Genomic DNA, 17,405 nt, shown 5'->3' on the forward strand with positions numbered 1-17,405 from the left:
CTAACTGCATAGCATATAGAATTTATATGCATCCTGCCCCAGATCTTCTGAAAAGCCCAGATCTCTTTTAACCTCTCCTATCTTGATCTTTTCCAACTGCTTCAATCCCGATTCGCCTTCAAGTTCCGCATCAACTTTGTCCAGTTTGTATTCACCCGGATGTGCGAGCACTATGCCGTTGCTGTTTACAAGTTTTCCAAATCCGTTTTCAAACAGCTTCACATTTGAGTTTATGAGCGTCAATTGCTCCAGTGAAATATCTATGCCGGCAACCCCTAGAAATTCGCTGTCAATAATAATGGGCTCTGCAAAGGTCACTGTAGTAACACTCTTGCCGTCCAGTGTGTATGTGGCCGGGTCTGTTAGGAAACTGTTTTTTGTCCTTTTGGGCACCACATAATATGGATTTTCCTCATACTCCTCGCAGAGCTCAAATATCAGCTTGTTGCTGCTTTTACCCCAGCACGGCACGAACCTGCCGCTATCATTTCCCCCAAGAGCATTTATATACTGCTCATCCATCCCGTCGAATGCATTCGACTCATATGCTATCCAGGTATACATAGTTTGGATTGTTCTCAAGAACCTCCCTGAGCATTTCTATGACTACAGCCCTGTCGGTGCCTCTGCTTTTTTTCATGTTTACGAGTATGTCTTTAATGTCCTTTACATCGTTTTCGGCATCCTCTAAAACGGCCTGCATTTCCCCTGCAATAGTTTCAGTTTTCAAGCCTATGTTTTCAAGACTGACTTTTTTGATTTTTGAATAGGATGTTATAAAGAAACTGCTCATTACAACTCCTATCACCAGCATTACTATTCCCAAATTCAAAAATATAAGCCTGATCTTCAGTTTCATGATTCTCACGCTCCAAGCACAAAATAAAATATAAACTTGCCTAAATACGGCATATACCTTCAGTCAGGCGAACAATCTGCTTAACTGAAGGTATATTAATGAAGTACTTATGCGTCTAGTTTAGTTTCTGTTTCCAATGTATCCTTTGCTGCAAATTTCTTTTTATTTTTGAGTACAAGCGTAGCCGCTATGGCTCCTATTGCAAGCACTGCTATCTGGTACGTAAACATGTATGTGTATCCCGTGTTCTGGTAAGTGTCGAGCCAGTGTCCGTAAAGCACGAACTGGAACAGGTCTGGCGAGAATCCTATCGCCGCCGCGATTCCTATAGTAGTAGCCGTATACTCCCTTGGAACATTCAGCTCAGATATTACCGCGTAGTAGCATCCTCTTGCCATAAATACTGTAAGTGCCATTGTAAGAGTAAGCGCTATAAGCACAAACACCGGTGTGTCGTGGCTAAGGTTCAGCAGTGTTATAAGCGCCAGCATTCCGAAGAGGTTTACTCCAAGCAGAACCTTCGATGGTGATTTTATCTTGTCAGCCAGCGTTCCTCCTATAGGAGCTCCCACAAGTGTCATTACATAAGTCCTTATTATTGCAACCCAGCCCGCAAACGCCACGCTGGCGCCAAGAACATTCGTAAAGTACGGAGTGAAATAAGTCATTGTTGTCAGGTAAGAATATATTGAGAATATCGAAAAAGCTATAAGCCATGTCGCAGGGCTCTTTAGTATCATCAGGTAGCCGGCTATTCCCATCTTCGCCTTTGGCTCTTCTTTCTTTTTAGCATTTTCATTGACAGGCTTCTTGGTGGGATCGTCCAGTATAAACCATGCTGGAATCGCAAGAAGACATGAAAGCACGCTCAGTCCGAATATCGCCGCCTTAAGTCCGCCAGTTCCCTCAAGGAACCTTGCAAACAGGAACATCATTATAGCATTGAATATTATGTTCCACAATCCTATTGACGACTCGTTCAATCCGAAAATTTTTCCCTGTTCTTCGTCGCCTCCAAGGCTCCTGACTATCTTGATATGCGCAGGGTAGTTCATAAGAAGACTCGATATTGCAAATCCAACCCACATTACCATTGCAAATGAATATGTAGGATTCATTACAAACAGGAATCCGCATATACCGTTCGCAACCACCGAACCGACATAAAGCTTCTTGTAGTTGAATCTGTCAGCAAACCAGCCGCCTATCGCCGTTCCGTATATGTTTCCGAAACCGTATATGGTTATAAGCAGTCCCAGCTGTACATTCGTAGCTCCAAGCATCTCCTGAAACGGATCATAAAATACATACTGGATAAACGGTATAAGATATACTATTGACCAGCATGCACCAAGTACCAAAAGATTCAATAAGACCTTCGTTTTTTTATTCATACTTTTCCCTCCAAATTAAATTTTTATCGTAAACCCTATCGGATTTTCAAACAACCCCGGCAATTCTTACGGATAAATCATAGCCTCTTCCTGTCCAGTCAGAACTCTTTTTGCTCCAAGCATAAGCGCCTCCATCTCCTTTTCTCCCGGAACAACTTCAACTGGAGCTATGAAACTCACTTTCTTTTTAAGCATTTCAACTATTTCGTTTGAGTATGCTATACCGCCCGTGATTATGACCCTGTCCACATTTCCATCAAGAGCGGCCGCATATGCTCCTATTTCCTTGACAGTCTGAAGAACGAATGCATCTATTACCGTAACCGCCTTTTTGTCTCCGGCATTATACATGTCAACTATATCGGCAACATCCTTGGTTCCAAGATATGCGTACATTCCGCCCACGCTGCTTACCTTTGAGACCATTTCCTTTTTAGTGTATTTTCCAGAGTAGCAAAGCTCTATTAGCGGATATGCCGGAAGACCTCCGCTTCTTTCAGGTGAAAACGGTCCGTCAACCCTTCCGCCTCCTCCGTCTATCATATTGCCCTTTCTGTGAGCCGCTATGGATATTCCAGATCCGAGATGTGCCACTACAAAGTTAAGCTCTTCGTAGCTTTTGCCAATCTTTCCAGCAGTCTCCCTTGCCACGGCCTTTTGGTTTAGCGAATGCAGCCAGCTGGCCTTGTCTATGTCTTTAATTCCTGTGAGTCTTGACTCTGGAAGGAACTCGTCTACTGAAACCGGGTCAACCACGAATGAAGGAACTCCAATACCTTCTGCTATGGACTTTGCAAGAACACATCCCAGATTCGATGCATGCTCTCCGTTTATGGCATTTCTCACATCGTCTATCATGGAATCGTTCACCCTGTATGTTCCCCCCTGTATAGGCTTTAAAAGCCCTCCTCTTCCGACAACTGCTGAAAGTGACTTTATGTCTATGCCCTCGTTTTCAAGAGAATCTGTAACAAGTTTCATTCTGTATTCATATTCATCAAATACAGCCTTAAAAGGCTCAAGATCCTGCGCCGTATGCACTATGGATTTTTTCATTAAAAGCAAATTGTCTTCGTATACGGCAATCTTTGTTGATGTGCCTCCCGGGTTAATCGCAAGTATTCTCATGTCATCCTCCTCGAAATCTTTTGAATTATATGTTAAGTTTTGAGTTTTCAAATTTTCCACTCGTTCGTCCAAGCGGAACAACGTTCTATTTTCTTAGCAAAAATATAGAATATAATTCATTTGTCGGCTTTTAATCTTTTGAAAATGTTTTCCTGACTTCCAAAACCGTACTGCCGCAAACCGACTTCCATACCAAGAAATTTATTTTAGAAAAAAGGTGACTTTTCAGAATCGAATCTCTACAATGGCATTTGATAGATCAATTCGTTCCTTTCTTCAGAACATCGTTCCTTATTTTTCTTGATAATATTCTACAACTTTATATTTTCAATGTCAATATAATTTTTTCTATTTTCTTAAGAATTAGAATTTTCAACCTTTTCTGCATATTTATCCTGTGTTTTTATGCTTTTTTCATTATAATGTACACTCATATTCAAACCATAAAAGCTCCTTGCCAGTTTCAAGCGGATCTTTTGTTTTTACTGGACAGGAGCTTTTATGGTTTAGTTATATAGACATACTTCTTCTTATATTCTTATAGAAAATTATATCCTGCTTTGAACGCTTTTGTGTTTATCTCTTCGAATTTCTCTTTTCCTTTTTTCCTGAACATGTCGTTCATTCCATTTATCGCCTCTTTTTCTGTAAAGTCACCCGTAACCTTTACTATTGCGCCCGCCATTATTATGTTGGCACCCTTAGCATGGTTTATTTCATTGGCCATGCCTGAACATGGAACCTTCACTATGTTCACATCGTCCCTTACATTCAAGTCGCATGTTACAAGGTCACTGTTCACTATTACAGTCCCTCCAGGCTTTACCATGTTTATGAATTTATTGAAAGAAGGCACGTTCATGGCAAGAAGCACGTCAGGTTCTTCCTGCGACGGGTTGTATATGTCTCCGTCTCCATACTTAACTGTACAGTTGGCTGTTCCGCCTCTCATGGCAGATCCATATGATGGTATCCATGTGGCATTAGCGCCTTTGTGAACCGCTATTTGTGAAATTAAAAGTCCTGATGTAAGCACACCCTGTCCGCCGAATCCTGCAAATACGATTTCTTTCATGATTATTTTGCCTCCCTCTTTTTAAATTCACCCAGTGGGTAGTATGGAATAAGCTCTTTTTCAACTCTTTCCATAGCCTTTAGAGCTGTCATTCCCCAGTTTGTAGGGCACGGAGAAAGTATTTCAACAACCGAATATCCTTCGCCGTTTATTTGGGCTTCAAGTGCGTTTTTGATATATCCCTTTACCTTTTTTATGTTTACAGGAGTGTTAACTGCGCCTCTTGCAGCATACGCAGCATCAAACTGGTCCGCAACAAGTTCAGGGAACTTTATAGGATTACCAGTCACAGAGCAGTCTCTTCCCTTAGGCGAAGTAGTAGTCTTTTGACCAGGCATAGTAGTGTTACTCATCTGTCCGCCTGTCATTCCGTAGTTTGTATTGTTGACAGTAATAACTGTGAAATTTTCATTTCTGTATGCAGCACTTGTAGTCTCCGCAAGTCCTATGCTGTATGCATCCCCGTCTCCCTGGTATGCAATTACAACATTGTCAGGAGAAACCCTCTTCATACCCGTGCAAACCGCTCCCGCACGGCCGTGAAGGCAGTGAAGCCTGTCTGTTTCAAGCACTCCACCAAGAAGACTTGAGCATCCAACTCCCAATCCGAATATTATGTTCTTGTCCTGTCCAAGTTCTTCAAGGCATTCCGTTATAAGTCTTATAACGATACCATGTCCGCAACCCGGGCAGAAAGATGAAGTTTTTTCAGCTATTTCTGGAATTTTCATTGCTTTAGCCATAATTAGTATACCTCCTTAATCTCGCCAGCTGCTATCTTGCCGAAATCAGCCTTTATAACCTTAACCGCCGGTATTCCATAAACATATGGCAGACAGTAAACTGGAACGTTCGCTTTCATCTGTTTTTTAACTGTAAGCGCAACGTCTTCTACCATCTGTCCAGTCGCATTTGCTTCAACAGTTATGAATCCTTTTACATCCGGGTTAACCTTCTCGAAAGCGTTTTCCGGGAACGGCCAAGCTGTTATAGGTCTTATGAATCCAACCTTATACCCTTCTTCTCTAAGCTGTTTTATTGCGCCCTTAGTAGATCTTCCTGGAAGTCCGTAAGATACGAATACATAGTCTGCATCTTCAAGATTTCCATCTTCCCATCTCTGCTCGTTTGCCTTTATCGCATCGTGCTTTTCATTCATAAGCACGGCTTCCTTCATTGAATCCCTGTCGAATATGCCGACTTTCTTGTATGAATACTTTCCGTCAAATCCCCAAGACTGTTTTTTAACCTCTTTGAAATCAGGCATATCGCAAGGCTCCATCATCTGTCCAAGTGATCCTTCAGTCATAAGAGTTACAACTGTTCTGTATTTTTCAGCAAGGTCAAATGCAAGTGTAACTAGATCAACCGCTTCTTGTATGCTGCTAGGACAAAGTACTATAGGTCTGTAATCTCCGTTACCTCCTCCTCTTGTCTCTCTAAGGTAGTCGCACTGAGCTGTGTACAGGGTTCCTATACCGTTCCCATATCTTACAACGTTTATTACAACAGCTGCAAGCTCCTCGTCATAAAGCTGAGTGATTCCCTCCTGCTTAAGACTTATTCCTGGTCCAGAAGATGCAGTGAAACTTCTAACACCACATGCCGCTCCGCCTATTACCATGTTTATTCCTGCAAGTTCACTTTCAGCTTGTACAAACGTTCCTCCAACTTCTTCCATACGCCAAGAAAGATATTCCATTATTTCTGTAGATGGAGTTATAGGGTAGCCTGCATATAGTCTGGCTCCTGCTCTTACAGCCGCTTCAGCTATGGCGTTGTTGCCTTTAATCATATCTCCCATATCTTTATTTCCTCCTCGTCTATAATTATTTTTCTAAAACTTCATATACTCCGTCTGGACACATAGTGTAGCAAATTCCACAGCCTATGCATTTTTCATGGTTAATCACAGCAGACTGGTATCCAAATTCATTGATCTCTTGTGAAAATGATATTGCTTCCTTTGGGCAGTTAGCAAAGCAAAGTTCACACTGTTTGCATCTTTTTGATTCCACTTTTACCTTCATGACAATACCTCCATCCCTTATATGTATTATTTGCATTGATTTTGATTATCCTGAAGATACGCCTCCAGTTCGTTCTGTTCTTCGGAACAATGTTCTATTTTTATTTTATAGTCATTTTACACCCTGTACTGAATATAGTCAATATTTAGACAATATTTTTTTGCATAAACCTGTACCGCACTTCACTCTAACCATTTGCAAATACTGTGTTTAACTAAAAAATATTTATTTCAAAATATTCACCATATGATTTTTACGTCCATTTACGCAAAAAAGACGGAGAAGGGAAAAATTATGTTTTTTCCCTTCTCCGTCTTTTTTAATTCAGGATAATATTAATCTTTAACAATAGCTTTTTGCATAAAAATACAATTCGCCTCCATTCCAAACGGCTTGTATTCAGATGGCGTTACTTCTCTTGTTTCCAGCTTTCACTCCAGGGGTTGTCGCTTACATTTACAAGCCCACACAGGCTTAGTCCATTGGCATGGTCCAGTATCCACTTTCCGCTGTCGTCCTTTACAAAATACTCGGTTCTATTGTTTGTGGGCCCGCTTGTCTGTAGCTCCACCTTCACTACAAGCTCTTCAGTCTTCTTGCTATCCCTTTTTAGCAGCCTGTTCATGATGGTTTGCTTTTCTCTTATATACGCCTTTTTCACCCTGCTCCCCTCGGTGTATATGCTAGGTATGTACTCCTTGGCGTCCACATATATTTTTCCGTTTTTCTCGACGAACAGGTCTTCATAAAAGCCCCTTGCATTGCTATCGTCCATATGCCCTTCAAACATCTCTACAAAATCCTCTTCACACTTTATTCCGTCCGGAAGCTTCAGCAGGGCTTCATATTCTGAAAATGAAAGCTCCCTCACGAATTCCTCCAAAGGCCTGTAGGCCTCCTCCAAAGCCGCCCTTGCATGGTCTTTTTCAAAGTCGGTCTTTTCACTTATATTTATGCTTGTGATTTCAATAAATATCATGAAGATTGCGGCCGCCCTTTTGATTGCCTCTTTCACATTCACGCATAACCCTTCTTTCCATCACAATGTCATTTTAACCCTTTCAAATTCCTCCATGGTCTGCCTTATCCTCTTTGAAAGCCAATTTTCGTCAAATTCACTCTCATACAAGAACCTTGTCTCGTTTTCAAACGTCCAGTCCTCATCGCTTATTCCAGACACCCTCTCGTAAAGCTTTGATCCTGGAAGAGGGTATGGTACGTTAAATGATATTTCATCAAGCCCTAGAGAAAGTGCGAATTCAAATGTCTTTTCTATTGTCTGAACAGTCTCTCCGGGATATCCCACTATGAAAAATCCCGAGCATTCAAGCCCGCTGTTTTTAAATGTATCCACTCCCGATATCACGTCTTTTGGGGTTATCTTCTTGTTCATAAGCCTAAGCACTTCGTCGCTTCCAGACTCTATTCCAAGGTATACCTTTTTGCATCCTGCCATTTTCATTAGCGCTGCAATGTCGCCCGTGACGCTGTCGACCCTTGAGAGGCAGCTCCATGAAATGCCAATATCCTCTCTTATAAGTCTTTTGCAAAACATCTTGAGGAATCCCATATCGTATGTGAAAAGGTCATCTGCTATCCAAAGTGAATCGTATCCATATGAAATTATATCATAAATTTCCTCAAAAACCCTGTCGAGACTTCTGAATCTCACACAGCTTCCAAATATGGGCTTGGAGCAAAAATCGCATGAAAAAGGGCAGCCGTATGTCATCATTATAGAAGCGCTTTTTCTGCCGGTGCTCTCAAATGATACCTTCTGGTATTTCTCATGATCAAAACCAGATCGGTCTGGTATGGGACAGCTGTCTATTTCAATTTTTTCAAGGTGAACGGGCTCTGATTCAAGTCCTGATCCTGAAAATATGCCGGGATATTCCTCCGGATCCATCGCCTCCATAAAGCCGGTCTTTTCAAAAGAGGCCATATAATCCGAGCAAAACTTCGTAAATGCAATCGTCGCCTCTCCCCTGAATACATAGTCAAATTTTTCAGCAAATCGCTGCGGGTAAAGCGTGGGCAGGGGCCCCCCAGCTATATAAATGCTGTCTGGCCTTTTTCCCCTGAGCCTTTTGAGTATATTCAAGGCATTTTCAGAAAGAGTTGTCATTACATATATTCCAGTTATTTGGGCGTCAAACTCAGCAGCCCTTTTTACAGCCTCATCAATGTCCAAAAAAGTACAGTCAAGCTTCATGACCTCAATGCCCATGCCCTTTAGTACCCCTGAAAGCATTGCTATACCAAGGGGCGGAAATAGCTGGTCTTTTTTTATTCCTGTGCTGAAATACGGGTATATCATGAGAACCTTTTTCAATATGGATCATCCTCCCTTTTGAATTCTATTTTATACTCGTAGCCCTTTACCTCTCCATTTTCCGCCGCTAGCATGCTTTCAAACCCGGCCCAGTTGTATCCCTTCGCGACTTCCCTACCCCAGTATAGGCTGCTTTTGACGCCTTTGGGGACATTTTTTTCAGACATTGTAAATGATATTCCCCTTTCAGGGCTGTAGAGGCGAGCCCCCTCCCTGAATCTTTGCCATCCCGAAGGCGGACTGCAGATAATACCTTCGTTTAATGCCCTACTGAATACTGACCCTCCAAGCTCGTTCATCACAAAAATTCTGGCATTTTCGACATGCGAATTGCAGTTTATGCTCACCTGAACATCGTATTCTCCGATGACATATGCCACGCTTACATCTGCCCTGCTCCCTACCTTTTCAAATCCTGTCTGGATGTTGAATATCCGCCTTAAAAAGGCTCCAATTGCCAAAAATAAATTTTGTAGCTTTTCGCTTTTCATGTATATATTTGTGGTCAGGTATTCTAAAAACCTTGTCACCAGCCTGCTTTTTATCCCGAATATGCTCCTCGTGAGCATGCTGTCTATTCTACATGATACCTTTATAACATTTGAATCCATTTCGATTTTTCCAATAGTCGAAAAATAAGTGTATCCACCAGATTGAAGGGCGCAAACCCCAATGCCCATGCCCTCATCCACAATCATATCCCCTTCATGATATGCCAATATGCCCCTTTGAAGGCCTTTTGACGCTCCTCTTCCAATGTACTCCTTTGACATTTCAAATCTAATCATATGTCAGCCCTCTTCATGCTCATTATGACTTTTTCATATTTTTCTCCCACATGTATAGTATCCATATACCCCCTGCTGCGATATATAAGACATAATTCCACAATTTGCAGTATAATCACTCAAACGCAGATAGCCCGAAAGACATCAATAATTGATGTCTTTCGGGCTATCTGCATCTACTATATCACCATTTTAAATATGTCAGCTTTTACATCCTGTGATGCATATGACTTCAAAGCAGACACTAGTTCTTTATACCGGTCGGTCTGCCTGTACATTTCAAATGTATCCATGTCATTCCACACTTCCATTATTGTAAATGTATTTTTGCGCTCTATGCTCTCAAAAAGATTGCACGCCACATTCTCATCTTCCATGCCGTTTTCTGCCACAAGAATCCTGGCTTTTTGTCTGAAATCTTCAATGCATTCGTCTTTTACCGAGAATTTTGCAGAAACATATATCATATCCATTCCCCCCGATTTATAGTCATTTCCGCTTCATTTGCCACAGTTCATAATTTATGGTTTCTTAAATAGGGCAGCTCCGCAGTTAACCGATTATCTCAGCGACAAAATTCCTATCATACAAGTTTTCTATCTCTTCAGGTGTTACAGGCCTGCTGAAAAGATATCCCTGTATATAGTCACACCTTCCCACTTTAAGCCTTTTATACTGCTCCACATCCTCTATCCCTTCCGCCGTAACAGTCAGATTCAGACTGTGTGCAAGCGATATTATGCTGTCCATGACCTTTATGGTGTCTATGGCGAGGAACTTGTCGTTAAGCGACTTGTCCAGCTTTATTTTGTCCACCGGTATGAAAGTCAGATAGCTTAATGATGAATATCCCGTTCCAAAATCGTCAAGGGCTATTTTGACTCCCAGCTCCTTGAGTTTGTTCAAAATGGCTATTGTCTCCTCTGTCCTTTCAAGAAGCACGCTTTCTGTTATCTCTATCTCAAGGCATTCGGGATCTACCCTGTACTCCTTAAGCAGTTTGTCCAGCTCATATATGTATTTTTCATCATTCAGCTGCTTTGTGGATATGTTGATCGCCACGGTTTTATATCCTATGCCCTTTTCCCTCCACTTGGCCATCTGGCTTACAGCCTCCCTTGTAACCCATTTGCCAATCTCCGTAATAAGACCCGTTTCCTCCGCAACCGGTATGAATACTGCAGGAGATATCCTGTGCTCCTTGAGCCTCAATAGAGCTTCATAGCCTTCTGAAATTCCGGTTTTCACGTTTATCTGGGGCTGGTACATAAGCTCGAAGCCTCCGCTGTCAAGCGCATTTCTGAGTATTTTTTCAACTTCTATTCTGTCCTTGAGTTCCTTGGTCATTTCCGTGTGGAAAAACTTGTATCCGTTTTTGCCTGAATTCTTCACCCTGTACATCGCCGTGTCCGCATTCATTATTAGCTTTTCGGCATCTTCACCGTCATCCGGATACATTGTGATTCCCATGCTGAAATTCATATATATCTCATTTCCATCTATGCAGAATTTTTCATTGAATACACTTACTATATTCTCCACTTTTTGTTCAATTTTGGCGCGGCTGTCCTCATCTGACATGAGTATCAAGAACTCGTCTCCACCAAACCTTGATACAAATATGTCTTTACTCGCTATCTTCTTCAGCAGCTTTGATATCTTCTTTAGCACCATGTCTCCGTATGCATGTCCCAGAGTATCATTGATGCCTTTGAAATTGTCGAAATCCAGCAGCATAACCGCCCCGTCCTTGCCACTTTTGAGTTCTGCTTTAAGCCTGTTCATGAAGCTTCTCCTATTTGGAAGCTCCGTCAGATGGTCATGATATGCAAGGTATTCTATGTACTCTTCCTTTTTCTTTATGCTTGTTATATCTATAATTATGCCGCTTATTATGTCCGGTTCTCCACTGGAACCGCTTATTTTCCTTCCTCTCACAAATACCCATTTAATTTGTCCGTACTTGTCTTTAACTCTCATTCGCCCATGCATTTCATCCGAAAAGCCATTTTTGCACTTTAAATACTCATTTATAAAAACTGTCTTGTCCTCGTCCACAATAAGCTTTGAAAACAGTTCATAAATATCATCTTCTTCTAATACTTTTATCTGCGCAATATTTTGGAATTCATCTGAAATAAAAAACCTGTCATCTTCCAGATTCACTTCCCAAACTGCGCTGTCTGTGCCCTCTATGGCAATTTCATATTTTTGCTTGAGCTGCTCAAGCTTTTTGTTGTAGTCCTGTATTTCATCATATTGTGCCCTTAGCTCTTCATCTGATGCAGTAAGCTGTTCAAGCGCCCCTGCAAGTTCTTCATTTGATGCAGTAAGTTCCTCCTTATTTTCCCTTAGCTGATGAAAATATGTATCGGCTTTTTGAAGTATTCCATTTATGGAGTATGCCAAACCTTCAAATGTATCACCTTTTATTATTGGAAGCCTGTATTTGACATTGTTTTCCATGTCTATTTTTCCTATGTAAATATCCAAAAGTTTTGCAGGCCTTATTATGTACTCGCTTTGGACATATAAGAATATCACAAACATAAACGCCGCTATTATTACTGATATTGTAAAGTTCTTGTATATAGACGCATATACCTGCTCCATTGAAAATCCAATCACTAGAACCCCTATGACCTTTTCATTTTCGTAAACAGGCTGAGCCATTTCAAATACATTGCCGCCTATTCTGTCATAATGCCACTCCGAAGCCATTGCCATGCCTCTTTTGACCTTGTCCAAATCCTTGTCACCGCTATAGCTCTTTCCTATGTCTTCAATGTCCGAATCCGCTAAAGTCTTAAGGTCGTTATCCAAAAACGATGCATATACGATTTCGTTTTCAGATGCAAGGTTTTCAACAATATTTTGATAGCTAAACCTCTTTGTAAGGACTTCGGCATTTTTTGCAAGTATTCCGATCTGCACAATTTCCCCATCGGAAGCTTTTACCGCTCCGTATTTTATGAGCCTTCCATATTTGGCGTCCGGCCTTATGTCTTCCATTATCTCCTTGTCTGGACCATTCACGAAGTCATAAAGAGGGTGCCCTTCAACCGGCGTCCAGCCTATGTATCCTTGCAGAGTTGAATACAGTGTATTCCCATTTTTATCCATCAAATGGAGTTCATCCACATTAACCCTCTTCGCCAAATCACTCATGAATTTGGAATTTAAGTTTTCCCTTTCTGATATCACCGTGTTGGCTGCAACCCTTATCCTCTTTTCAAGTTCCTCGTTGGCGGCATCGAGCGATGCATGATTATCCACAATGCGGCTTGCAACCTGCTTGGAAAGGTTATATCCGTCATTTTTCATCTGGTCTATCAAAAATCCCTTGCTCGTATAAAATGTGACCCCTCCAACACTTATTATTGCCATTAATGCCACTACAAGAGGCAGTACCACAAGCTTCAGCCGGTTTACGGCATTATTTTCACTGTTCAAATCTCTTCTGCTCATAAAACCCCCATTGCTACTAACTCATATTTTTTATTTATTCATCCACATACTTAAATAGTACCATTAACGACTGTTTTAGAAAAGGCATTTGTCTCTACTGCTTTTTGTTTTCATTCATTCGACCTAAAAATCCATGCACCATATTTTACTATATATTTTATCACCTGGCGCATATGTTTTAATACTATTTTACTGCAAATCAATGTGATTTTAAGGTCAATTGTTAATATTGTCCATTTGACAGATAGTTTCATATTCAAAATAAATACAATTGCCTCTTGAATAATATAATATTCGGTGCTATTATGTAATAAATTGAATTTTTTCTAATTACAAGGAAGCTATTTCTGAGTAAAAGGAAGCTACAACTAACATCCAGAATCTTGGTTTTTTCCGGGATTTATGGTTAATTTTTTAACGTTATGTCGGACTTTTTCCGGCTTTGCGTATTTCCTTTTTAGAAATACCTTCCGAAAATATTTTATTCGGAGGTTTTTTTATGTCAAAAATGAATCCAAAAGAATGGGCAAGCCAAGTAATAGTGCAAGAGGAAATCGACAAATACCTAGTAGGCGGGAAGGATTTCATAGATGAAGATGAAATCTTCCAAAAGCTCAGTGAAAATGAGAGCCCCAGCCCAGACAGGATAAGGGCAATACTCAAGAAATCACTTTCAATAAAAAGGCTGGATCCTGACGAGACGGCCGCACTTTTGAATGTGAAAGACCCCGACCTTATAACGGAGATGGAAGAGACGGCCCTTGCTGTCAAGAGGAAGGTTTACGACAACAGGATAGTGTTCTTCGCTCCACTTTACTGCAGCAACCTTTGCGTCAACAGCTGTCTCTACTGCGGCTTTAGAAAAGACAACAGCAAAGAAAAAAGAAGAACTCTTTCAATGGATGAAATAAGAAGGGAAACAGAGCACGTAATAGACGAAGGTCACAAGAGGATGATAGTTGTATACGGAGAACATCCTCTGTCTGACGCCGACTACATGGCAGAGAGCATAAAGGCGGTATACAGCGTACAGAGAAAATCTAAAAATGGAAATGGGGATGGCCGGATAAGAAGGGTCAACATAAATGCTGCTCCAATGAGGACTTCAGACCTCAAAAAACTTGCTGAAATAGGCATAGGTACTTATCAGGTCTTCCAGGAGACATACCACAAGGATACATATTCAAGGATTCACCCTGAAGGTCCAAAATCTGACTACAGATGGAGACTTTATGCTCTTCACAGGGCCATGGACGCCGGAATTGACGATTTGGCAATAGGAGCGCTTTTCGGACTGTATGACTGGAAATTCGAAGTCATGGGGCTTTTATATCATACAATGGATCTTGAAAGACAGTTTGGCATAGGTCCTCACACAATATCGTTCCCAAGGCTTACTGAGGCTATAGGCTCTGATCTTAGCACAAACTCCAAATATATAGTGTCAGATGAGGAATTCAAAAGAATAGTCACAGTTCTAAGACTTTCAGTCCCATATACAGGCCTTATCGTAACTGCAAGGGAAAAGCCAGGCATCAAAAAAGAGGTAATAAAGCTTGGCTGCACACAAACTGATGCTTCAACAAATATTGACATAGGAGGCTATAGCGAAACTGTAAAAGAAGAGACTGCCGACACTCAGCAATTCACACTGGGTGAGACAAGAAGCCTCGACGAAGTGATAGGTGAGGTCGCCGACATGGGCATGATTTCGTCATTTTGCACGGCCGGATATAGATGCGGCAGAACGGGCGACAAGATAATGAACCTCCTTACAGAATGCGTGGAGGGCAAGTTCTGCAAATTGAACGCAATACTCACATTCAAGGAATATCTTGAAGACTACGCCTCTGAAAAGACTAGACTGGTGGGTGAAAAGCTTATCCAAAAGGAAATGGAAGAGGTAAGACAGATTCCATTTTTCAAACAGCATAATCTCGTGGAGAAACTGGAGGAATACTATGAAAGGATATCAAACGGAGAAAGAGACCTGTATCTATAGGGACCTAATGAATAAAATACCTGGAAATATACCCGACAAAGAAAAATTTAAAAAATGCATTTCCTTTTTCAGTGAAAAATATGGAGTGGAAATATTCTTCTGCGACATAAAAGGCAGCAGATGGTCTTATATCGACGGAAGCAAGAACCTTGTATCCAACTATTCCAAATTCATACTCCGAAGCAATCTCGGCATTTGCGTCCAAAATACAGCGCCAGACATATCATGTGAGATAGCATCTTCTCTTGAACAGTTTTTTTTATAGAAAAGCAGAAGTGGCAGGGATTAGCAAATCCCTGCCACTTCTGCTTTTCATTTATAAATTCAACTGCAAATGGTATGTGTGTTTTCATACCATATCTTTGCAACGCAAACATGTTTTATATTTAATAATCAAGATCTTCAAGGTTTTGAAATCCCGTGCCCTTGCCCCATACGGCCGATGTCGCACACACGTCCACAAGAGCATTTGGATCACATTTCGCTATAAAAGCCTTTACAAGCATTACATCTCTCGGAGAGCAAAGTGATACCAATTTTATTCTCTTTTGGTTTGTATACCCTCCAGTTATTTCAGTCATGCTGGTTCCCCTTTTGAGCTGAGTAAGTATATATTCTGAAATCTCCTGGTAGTGATTGCTTATAATTTCGACTTTCATTATTTTGGGGGTTATTCCAAAGAGCACAGCATCCACGACCTTCATGAATACAACCTGCGTGAGTATTGCATAAAGGGCTATGTTCCTGTCGAACACAAATGCCGAAGCTATCACTATAATCGTGTCTACCACAAGGATTATCTGGCTTAAGCTTGTAAACGGAAAAAGCTTTTTGTGTAGTATCTTTCCAAGACTGTCCGTTCCTCCTACAGAATAACCTCTTTTGAGTATTAGCCCGAATCCAAATCCCCCTATTATTCCGTAGTATATTGACGAGAGCACAAGGTCTCCCTGAACAAAGTCAACACTGTATCTGTCAAAAAGTATAAGTGTTGCAGGAAATGCAAATGACATTGTTATTATCTTAAGGGCTTCTTTCTTTCCAAGGAAAATAAATGCCGCGAGAAGTATCGAGAGTGACTGGATATAATATACATATGTGTAATTGAGTCCAAACATCTTATCTACCAGTATGGATATCCCTGTTATCCCCCCCGTCATAAGCCCGCTCGGCTTGAGTATGGATGCAATTGAGAATGCAAATATCATAGACCCCAAACCTACAAAAAATACATCAATCCCTATTTTATTTATGTCTACCTTGTTGTTAGTCAATTCCAAATCCTCCTTTAAAGTATATGCCTCAAACAGGCAACAAGACCATTATATAGAATACATTTGATATGTCAATACATGCGGTGAAATTTCATGCTTAATTGGCAGGCTATTTTACAGTTGCGCCAACAATATAAAAACCTCCGGACAAACTATATCCAGAGGCTTAGATGGCATCACTTTTTAATATTCGAGACCGGATTTTCGAGCGAACACGGCATTCCAACAAGGCATTTGCCGCATACATCGGCATATCCTATATCCTTTAGCCTATCTGCATTATAAAGGCACATCTCATAGCATTTATGTCTGTCGAATATGCTTTCGTCTTGAGACAGGGCGTCATTCACGCACCTTGTTGCGCATACTCCGCAGCTTCCGTTTTCCTTGTACAGGCAGCTTTCGCCCGGCATTCTTTTTGTGGGCTCTATGGCCAAATCTGTAACTATGCTGCCTATCCTGCCGCAGCACCCCTTTTCGGTTATGAGCATCCTGTTGAGCCCGAATTTTCCAAGGCCCGCAATGTAGGCCACATGCCTTTGCGACCAGTCGCTCATAAGCGTCTTTTCACTGAAATTATGTGTAGCCGGAATCAGCATCGACGTGTAGCCGCTTTCTTCAATCACCGCCTTTATATGTGCGTTGATCTCCCCTATGAGGCTGTTTGTCTCTATATAGCTGCGTCCCCACTCGATAGAGCTGCCTCTGCCCTCAATATTGCTGTTCGCTACTGACTCTTCAAAAGGCAGAAAATACGTTATGACTGTCTTAGCATCTTCTATGAAGTCCCGTGGAAGCGCATGCGTGGGAGTTGCAACCTCCCTGAGCTTTAAAAAAAGCGGATCGTCTGCACTTGCGTATGCTATTATGGGCACCTTCCAGCTTGAATATATGTCATGCCTTTTTTCATACTCACTTGCATATTCCCTTATTTCTCTTTCTATAATGTTCTTCACAAAACCATCTCCCCATGAGTATTTGTCCAGATTATTTTCAAATTGAAAAAGAACTATCCTTAAAGAATAGTCCTTTATCATATACCCTATATTCTA

The 17,405-nt window shown here is 41.2% G+C and carries 17 protein-coding genes; 2 read left to right on the forward strand and 15 right to left on the reverse strand.

Features of this window, described 5'->3' with window-relative positions:
* The 13 genes from BUQ87_RS01320 to BUQ87_RS01380 form a co-directional block, all read right to left on the reverse strand.
* Positions 1-564, reverse strand: coding sequence for a PDC sensor domain-containing protein (locus tag BUQ87_RS01320; RefSeq protein WP_038260920.1), 564 nt, complete (start codon positions 562-564; stop codon positions 1-3).
* A complete protein-coding gene (locus BUQ87_RS01325; protein ID WP_038260918.1) occupies positions 542-859 on the reverse strand; it encodes a hypothetical protein in 318 nt (105 codons plus the stop codon). The genes BUQ87_RS01320 and BUQ87_RS01325 overlap by 23 nt, the downstream gene beginning before the upstream one ends.
* A gap of 107 nt (positions 860-966) precedes the next feature.
* Positions 967-2,253: an MFS transporter gene (locus BUQ87_RS01330; RefSeq protein ID WP_038260917.1), complete on the reverse strand. Its 1,287-nt coding sequence runs from the start codon at positions 2,251-2,253 to the stop codon at positions 967-969.
* Positions 2,254-2,319: 66 nt separating this feature from the next.
* Positions 2,320-3,381 carry a butyrate kinase gene (gene buk, locus BUQ87_RS01335; protein WP_038260914.1) on the reverse strand — a complete coding sequence of 354 codons (1,062 nt, stop codon included), beginning with the start codon at positions 3,379-3,381 and terminating at the stop codon, positions 2,320-2,322.
* Between the two features lie 538 nt (positions 3,382-3,919).
* The gene (locus BUQ87_RS01340; RefSeq protein ID WP_038260911.1) at positions 3,920-4,456 is read right to left on the reverse strand and encodes a 2-oxoacid:acceptor oxidoreductase family protein; all 537 of its coding nucleotides are present in this window, start codon (positions 4,454-4,456) and stop codon (positions 3,920-3,922) included.
* 2 nt (positions 4,457-4,458) lie between these two features.
* On the reverse strand, positions 4,459-5,199 hold the full coding sequence (locus tag BUQ87_RS01345; RefSeq protein ID WP_038260908.1) for a thiamine pyrophosphate-dependent enzyme: 741 nt from the start codon (positions 5,197-5,199) through the stop codon (positions 4,459-4,461).
* A gap of 2 nt (positions 5,200-5,201) precedes the next feature.
* The gene (locus tag BUQ87_RS01350; RefSeq protein WP_038260904.1) at positions 5,202-6,260 is read right to left on the reverse strand and encodes a 2-ketoisovalerate ferredoxin oxidoreductase; all 1,059 of its coding nucleotides are present in this window, start codon (positions 6,258-6,260) and stop codon (positions 5,202-5,204) included.
* A gap of 25 nt (positions 6,261-6,285) precedes the next feature.
* Complete coding sequence (locus tag BUQ87_RS01355; RefSeq protein WP_038260901.1) at positions 6,286-6,486, reverse strand: 4Fe-4S binding protein; 201 nt, start codon at positions 6,484-6,486, stop codon at positions 6,286-6,288.
* Between the two features lie 409 nt (positions 6,487-6,895).
* On the reverse strand, positions 6,896-7,507 hold the full coding sequence (locus tag BUQ87_RS01360) for a hypothetical protein (protein WP_038260898.1): 612 nt from the start codon (positions 7,505-7,507) through the stop codon (positions 6,896-6,898).
* A gap of 18 nt (positions 7,508-7,525) precedes the next feature.
* Entirely contained in the window at positions 7,526-8,821 is a 1,296-nt protein-coding gene (locus tag BUQ87_RS01365) for a B12-binding domain-containing radical SAM protein (RefSeq protein ID WP_038260895.1), read from the reverse strand.
* Complete coding sequence (locus BUQ87_RS01370) at positions 8,818-9,609, reverse strand: hypothetical protein (protein WP_038260893.1); 792 nt, start codon at positions 9,607-9,609, stop codon at positions 8,818-8,820. Before BUQ87_RS01370 ends, BUQ87_RS01365 begins: the two co-directional genes overlap by 4 nt.
* Before the next feature lie 179 nt (positions 9,610-9,788).
* The gene (locus BUQ87_RS01375; protein WP_038260890.1) at positions 9,789-10,076 is read right to left on the reverse strand and encodes a putative quinol monooxygenase; all 288 of its coding nucleotides are present in this window, start codon (positions 10,074-10,076) and stop codon (positions 9,789-9,791) included.
* 85 nt (positions 10,077-10,161) lie between these two features.
* Positions 10,162-13,077 carry an EAL domain-containing protein gene (locus BUQ87_RS01380; RefSeq protein ID WP_052635831.1) on the reverse strand — a complete coding sequence of 972 codons (2,916 nt, stop codon included), beginning with the start codon at positions 13,075-13,077 and terminating at the stop codon, positions 10,162-10,164.
* 499 nt (positions 13,078-13,576) lie between these two features.
* On the opposite strand from BUQ87_RS01380, the gene hydG reads away from it, so the two are divergent.
* Positions 13,577-15,079 (forward strand): [FeFe] hydrogenase H-cluster radical SAM maturase HydG, encoded by a 1,503-nt coding sequence (hydG, locus tag BUQ87_RS01385; protein ID WP_038260888.1) that lies wholly within the window; start codon positions 13,577-13,579, stop codon positions 15,077-15,079.
* A gap of 7 nt (positions 15,080-15,086) precedes the next feature.
* Entirely contained in the window at positions 15,087-15,344 is a 258-nt protein-coding gene (locus tag BUQ87_RS01390; RefSeq protein WP_159434249.1) for a hypothetical protein, read from the forward strand.
* 121 nt (positions 15,345-15,465) lie between these two features.
* Here BUQ87_RS01390 and BUQ87_RS01395 read toward each other — a convergent pair whose 3' ends face one another.
* Both BUQ87_RS01395 and BUQ87_RS01400 read right to left on the reverse strand, forming a co-directional pair.
* Positions 15,466-16,353 carry a YitT family protein gene (locus BUQ87_RS01395; RefSeq protein WP_242943754.1) on the reverse strand — a complete coding sequence of 296 codons (888 nt, stop codon included), beginning with the start codon at positions 16,351-16,353 and terminating at the stop codon, positions 15,466-15,468.
* A 176-nt stretch (positions 16,354-16,529) separates the two neighbouring features.
* Positions 16,530-17,309: a hypothetical protein gene (locus BUQ87_RS01400; protein WP_038261529.1), complete on the reverse strand. Its 780-nt coding sequence runs from the start codon at positions 17,307-17,309 to the stop codon at positions 16,530-16,532.
* Positions 17,310-17,405 lie beyond the last annotated feature (96 nt).

It is taken from the genome of Peptoclostridium litorale DSM 5388 (genome assembly GCF_900141635.1).
Taxonomy (GTDB): domain Bacteria; phylum Bacillota; class Clostridia; order Peptostreptococcales; family Peptostreptococcaceae; genus Peptoclostridium; species Peptoclostridium litorale.

Bases quoted from the DNA above. Each gene is read 5' to 3' on its own strand.
- BUQ87_RS01320 (WP_038260920.1), bottom strand. From the start codon at position 564: ATGTATACCTGGATAGCATATGAGTCGAATGCATTCGACGGGATGGAT.
- BUQ87_RS01325 (WP_038260918.1), bottom strand. From the start codon at position 859: ATGAAACTGAAGATCAGGCTTATATTTTTGAATTTGGGAATAGTAATG.
- BUQ87_RS01330 (WP_038260917.1), bottom strand. From the start codon at position 2,253: ATGAATAAAAAAACGAAGGTCTTATTGAATCTTTTGGTACTTGGTGCA.
- buk (WP_038260914.1), bottom strand. From the start codon at position 3,381: ATGAGAATACTTGCGATTAACCCGGGAGGCACATCAACAAAGATTGCC.
- BUQ87_RS01340 (WP_038260911.1), bottom strand. From the start codon at position 4,456: ATGAAAGAAATCGTATTTGCAGGATTCGGCGGACAGGGTGTGCTTACA.
- BUQ87_RS01345 (WP_038260908.1), bottom strand. From the start codon at position 5,199: ATGGCTAAAGCAATGAAAATTCCAGAAATAGCTGAAAAAACTTCATCT.
- BUQ87_RS01350 (WP_038260904.1), bottom strand. From the start codon at position 6,260: ATGGGAGATATGATTAAAGGCAACAACGCCATAGCTGAAGCGGCTGTA.
- BUQ87_RS01355 (WP_038260901.1), bottom strand. From the start codon at position 6,486: ATGAAGGTAAAAGTGGAATCAAAAAGATGCAAACAGTGTGAACTTTGC.
- BUQ87_RS01370 (WP_038260893.1), bottom strand. From the start codon at position 9,609: ATGATTAGATTTGAAATGTCAAAGGAGTACATTGGAAGAGGAGCGTCA.
- BUQ87_RS01375 (WP_038260890.1), bottom strand. From the start codon at position 10,076: ATGATATATGTTTCTGCAAAATTCTCGGTAAAAGACGAATGCATTGAA.
- BUQ87_RS01380 (WP_052635831.1), bottom strand. From the start codon at position 13,077: ATGAGCAGAAGAGATTTGAACAGTGAAAATAATGCCGTAAACCGGCTG.
- hydG (WP_038260888.1), top strand. From the start codon at position 13,577: ATGTCAAAAATGAATCCAAAAGAATGGGCAAGCCAAGTAATAGTGCAA.
- BUQ87_RS01390 (WP_159434249.1), top strand. From the start codon at position 15,087: ATGAATAAAATACCTGGAAATATACCCGACAAAGAAAAATTTAAAAAA.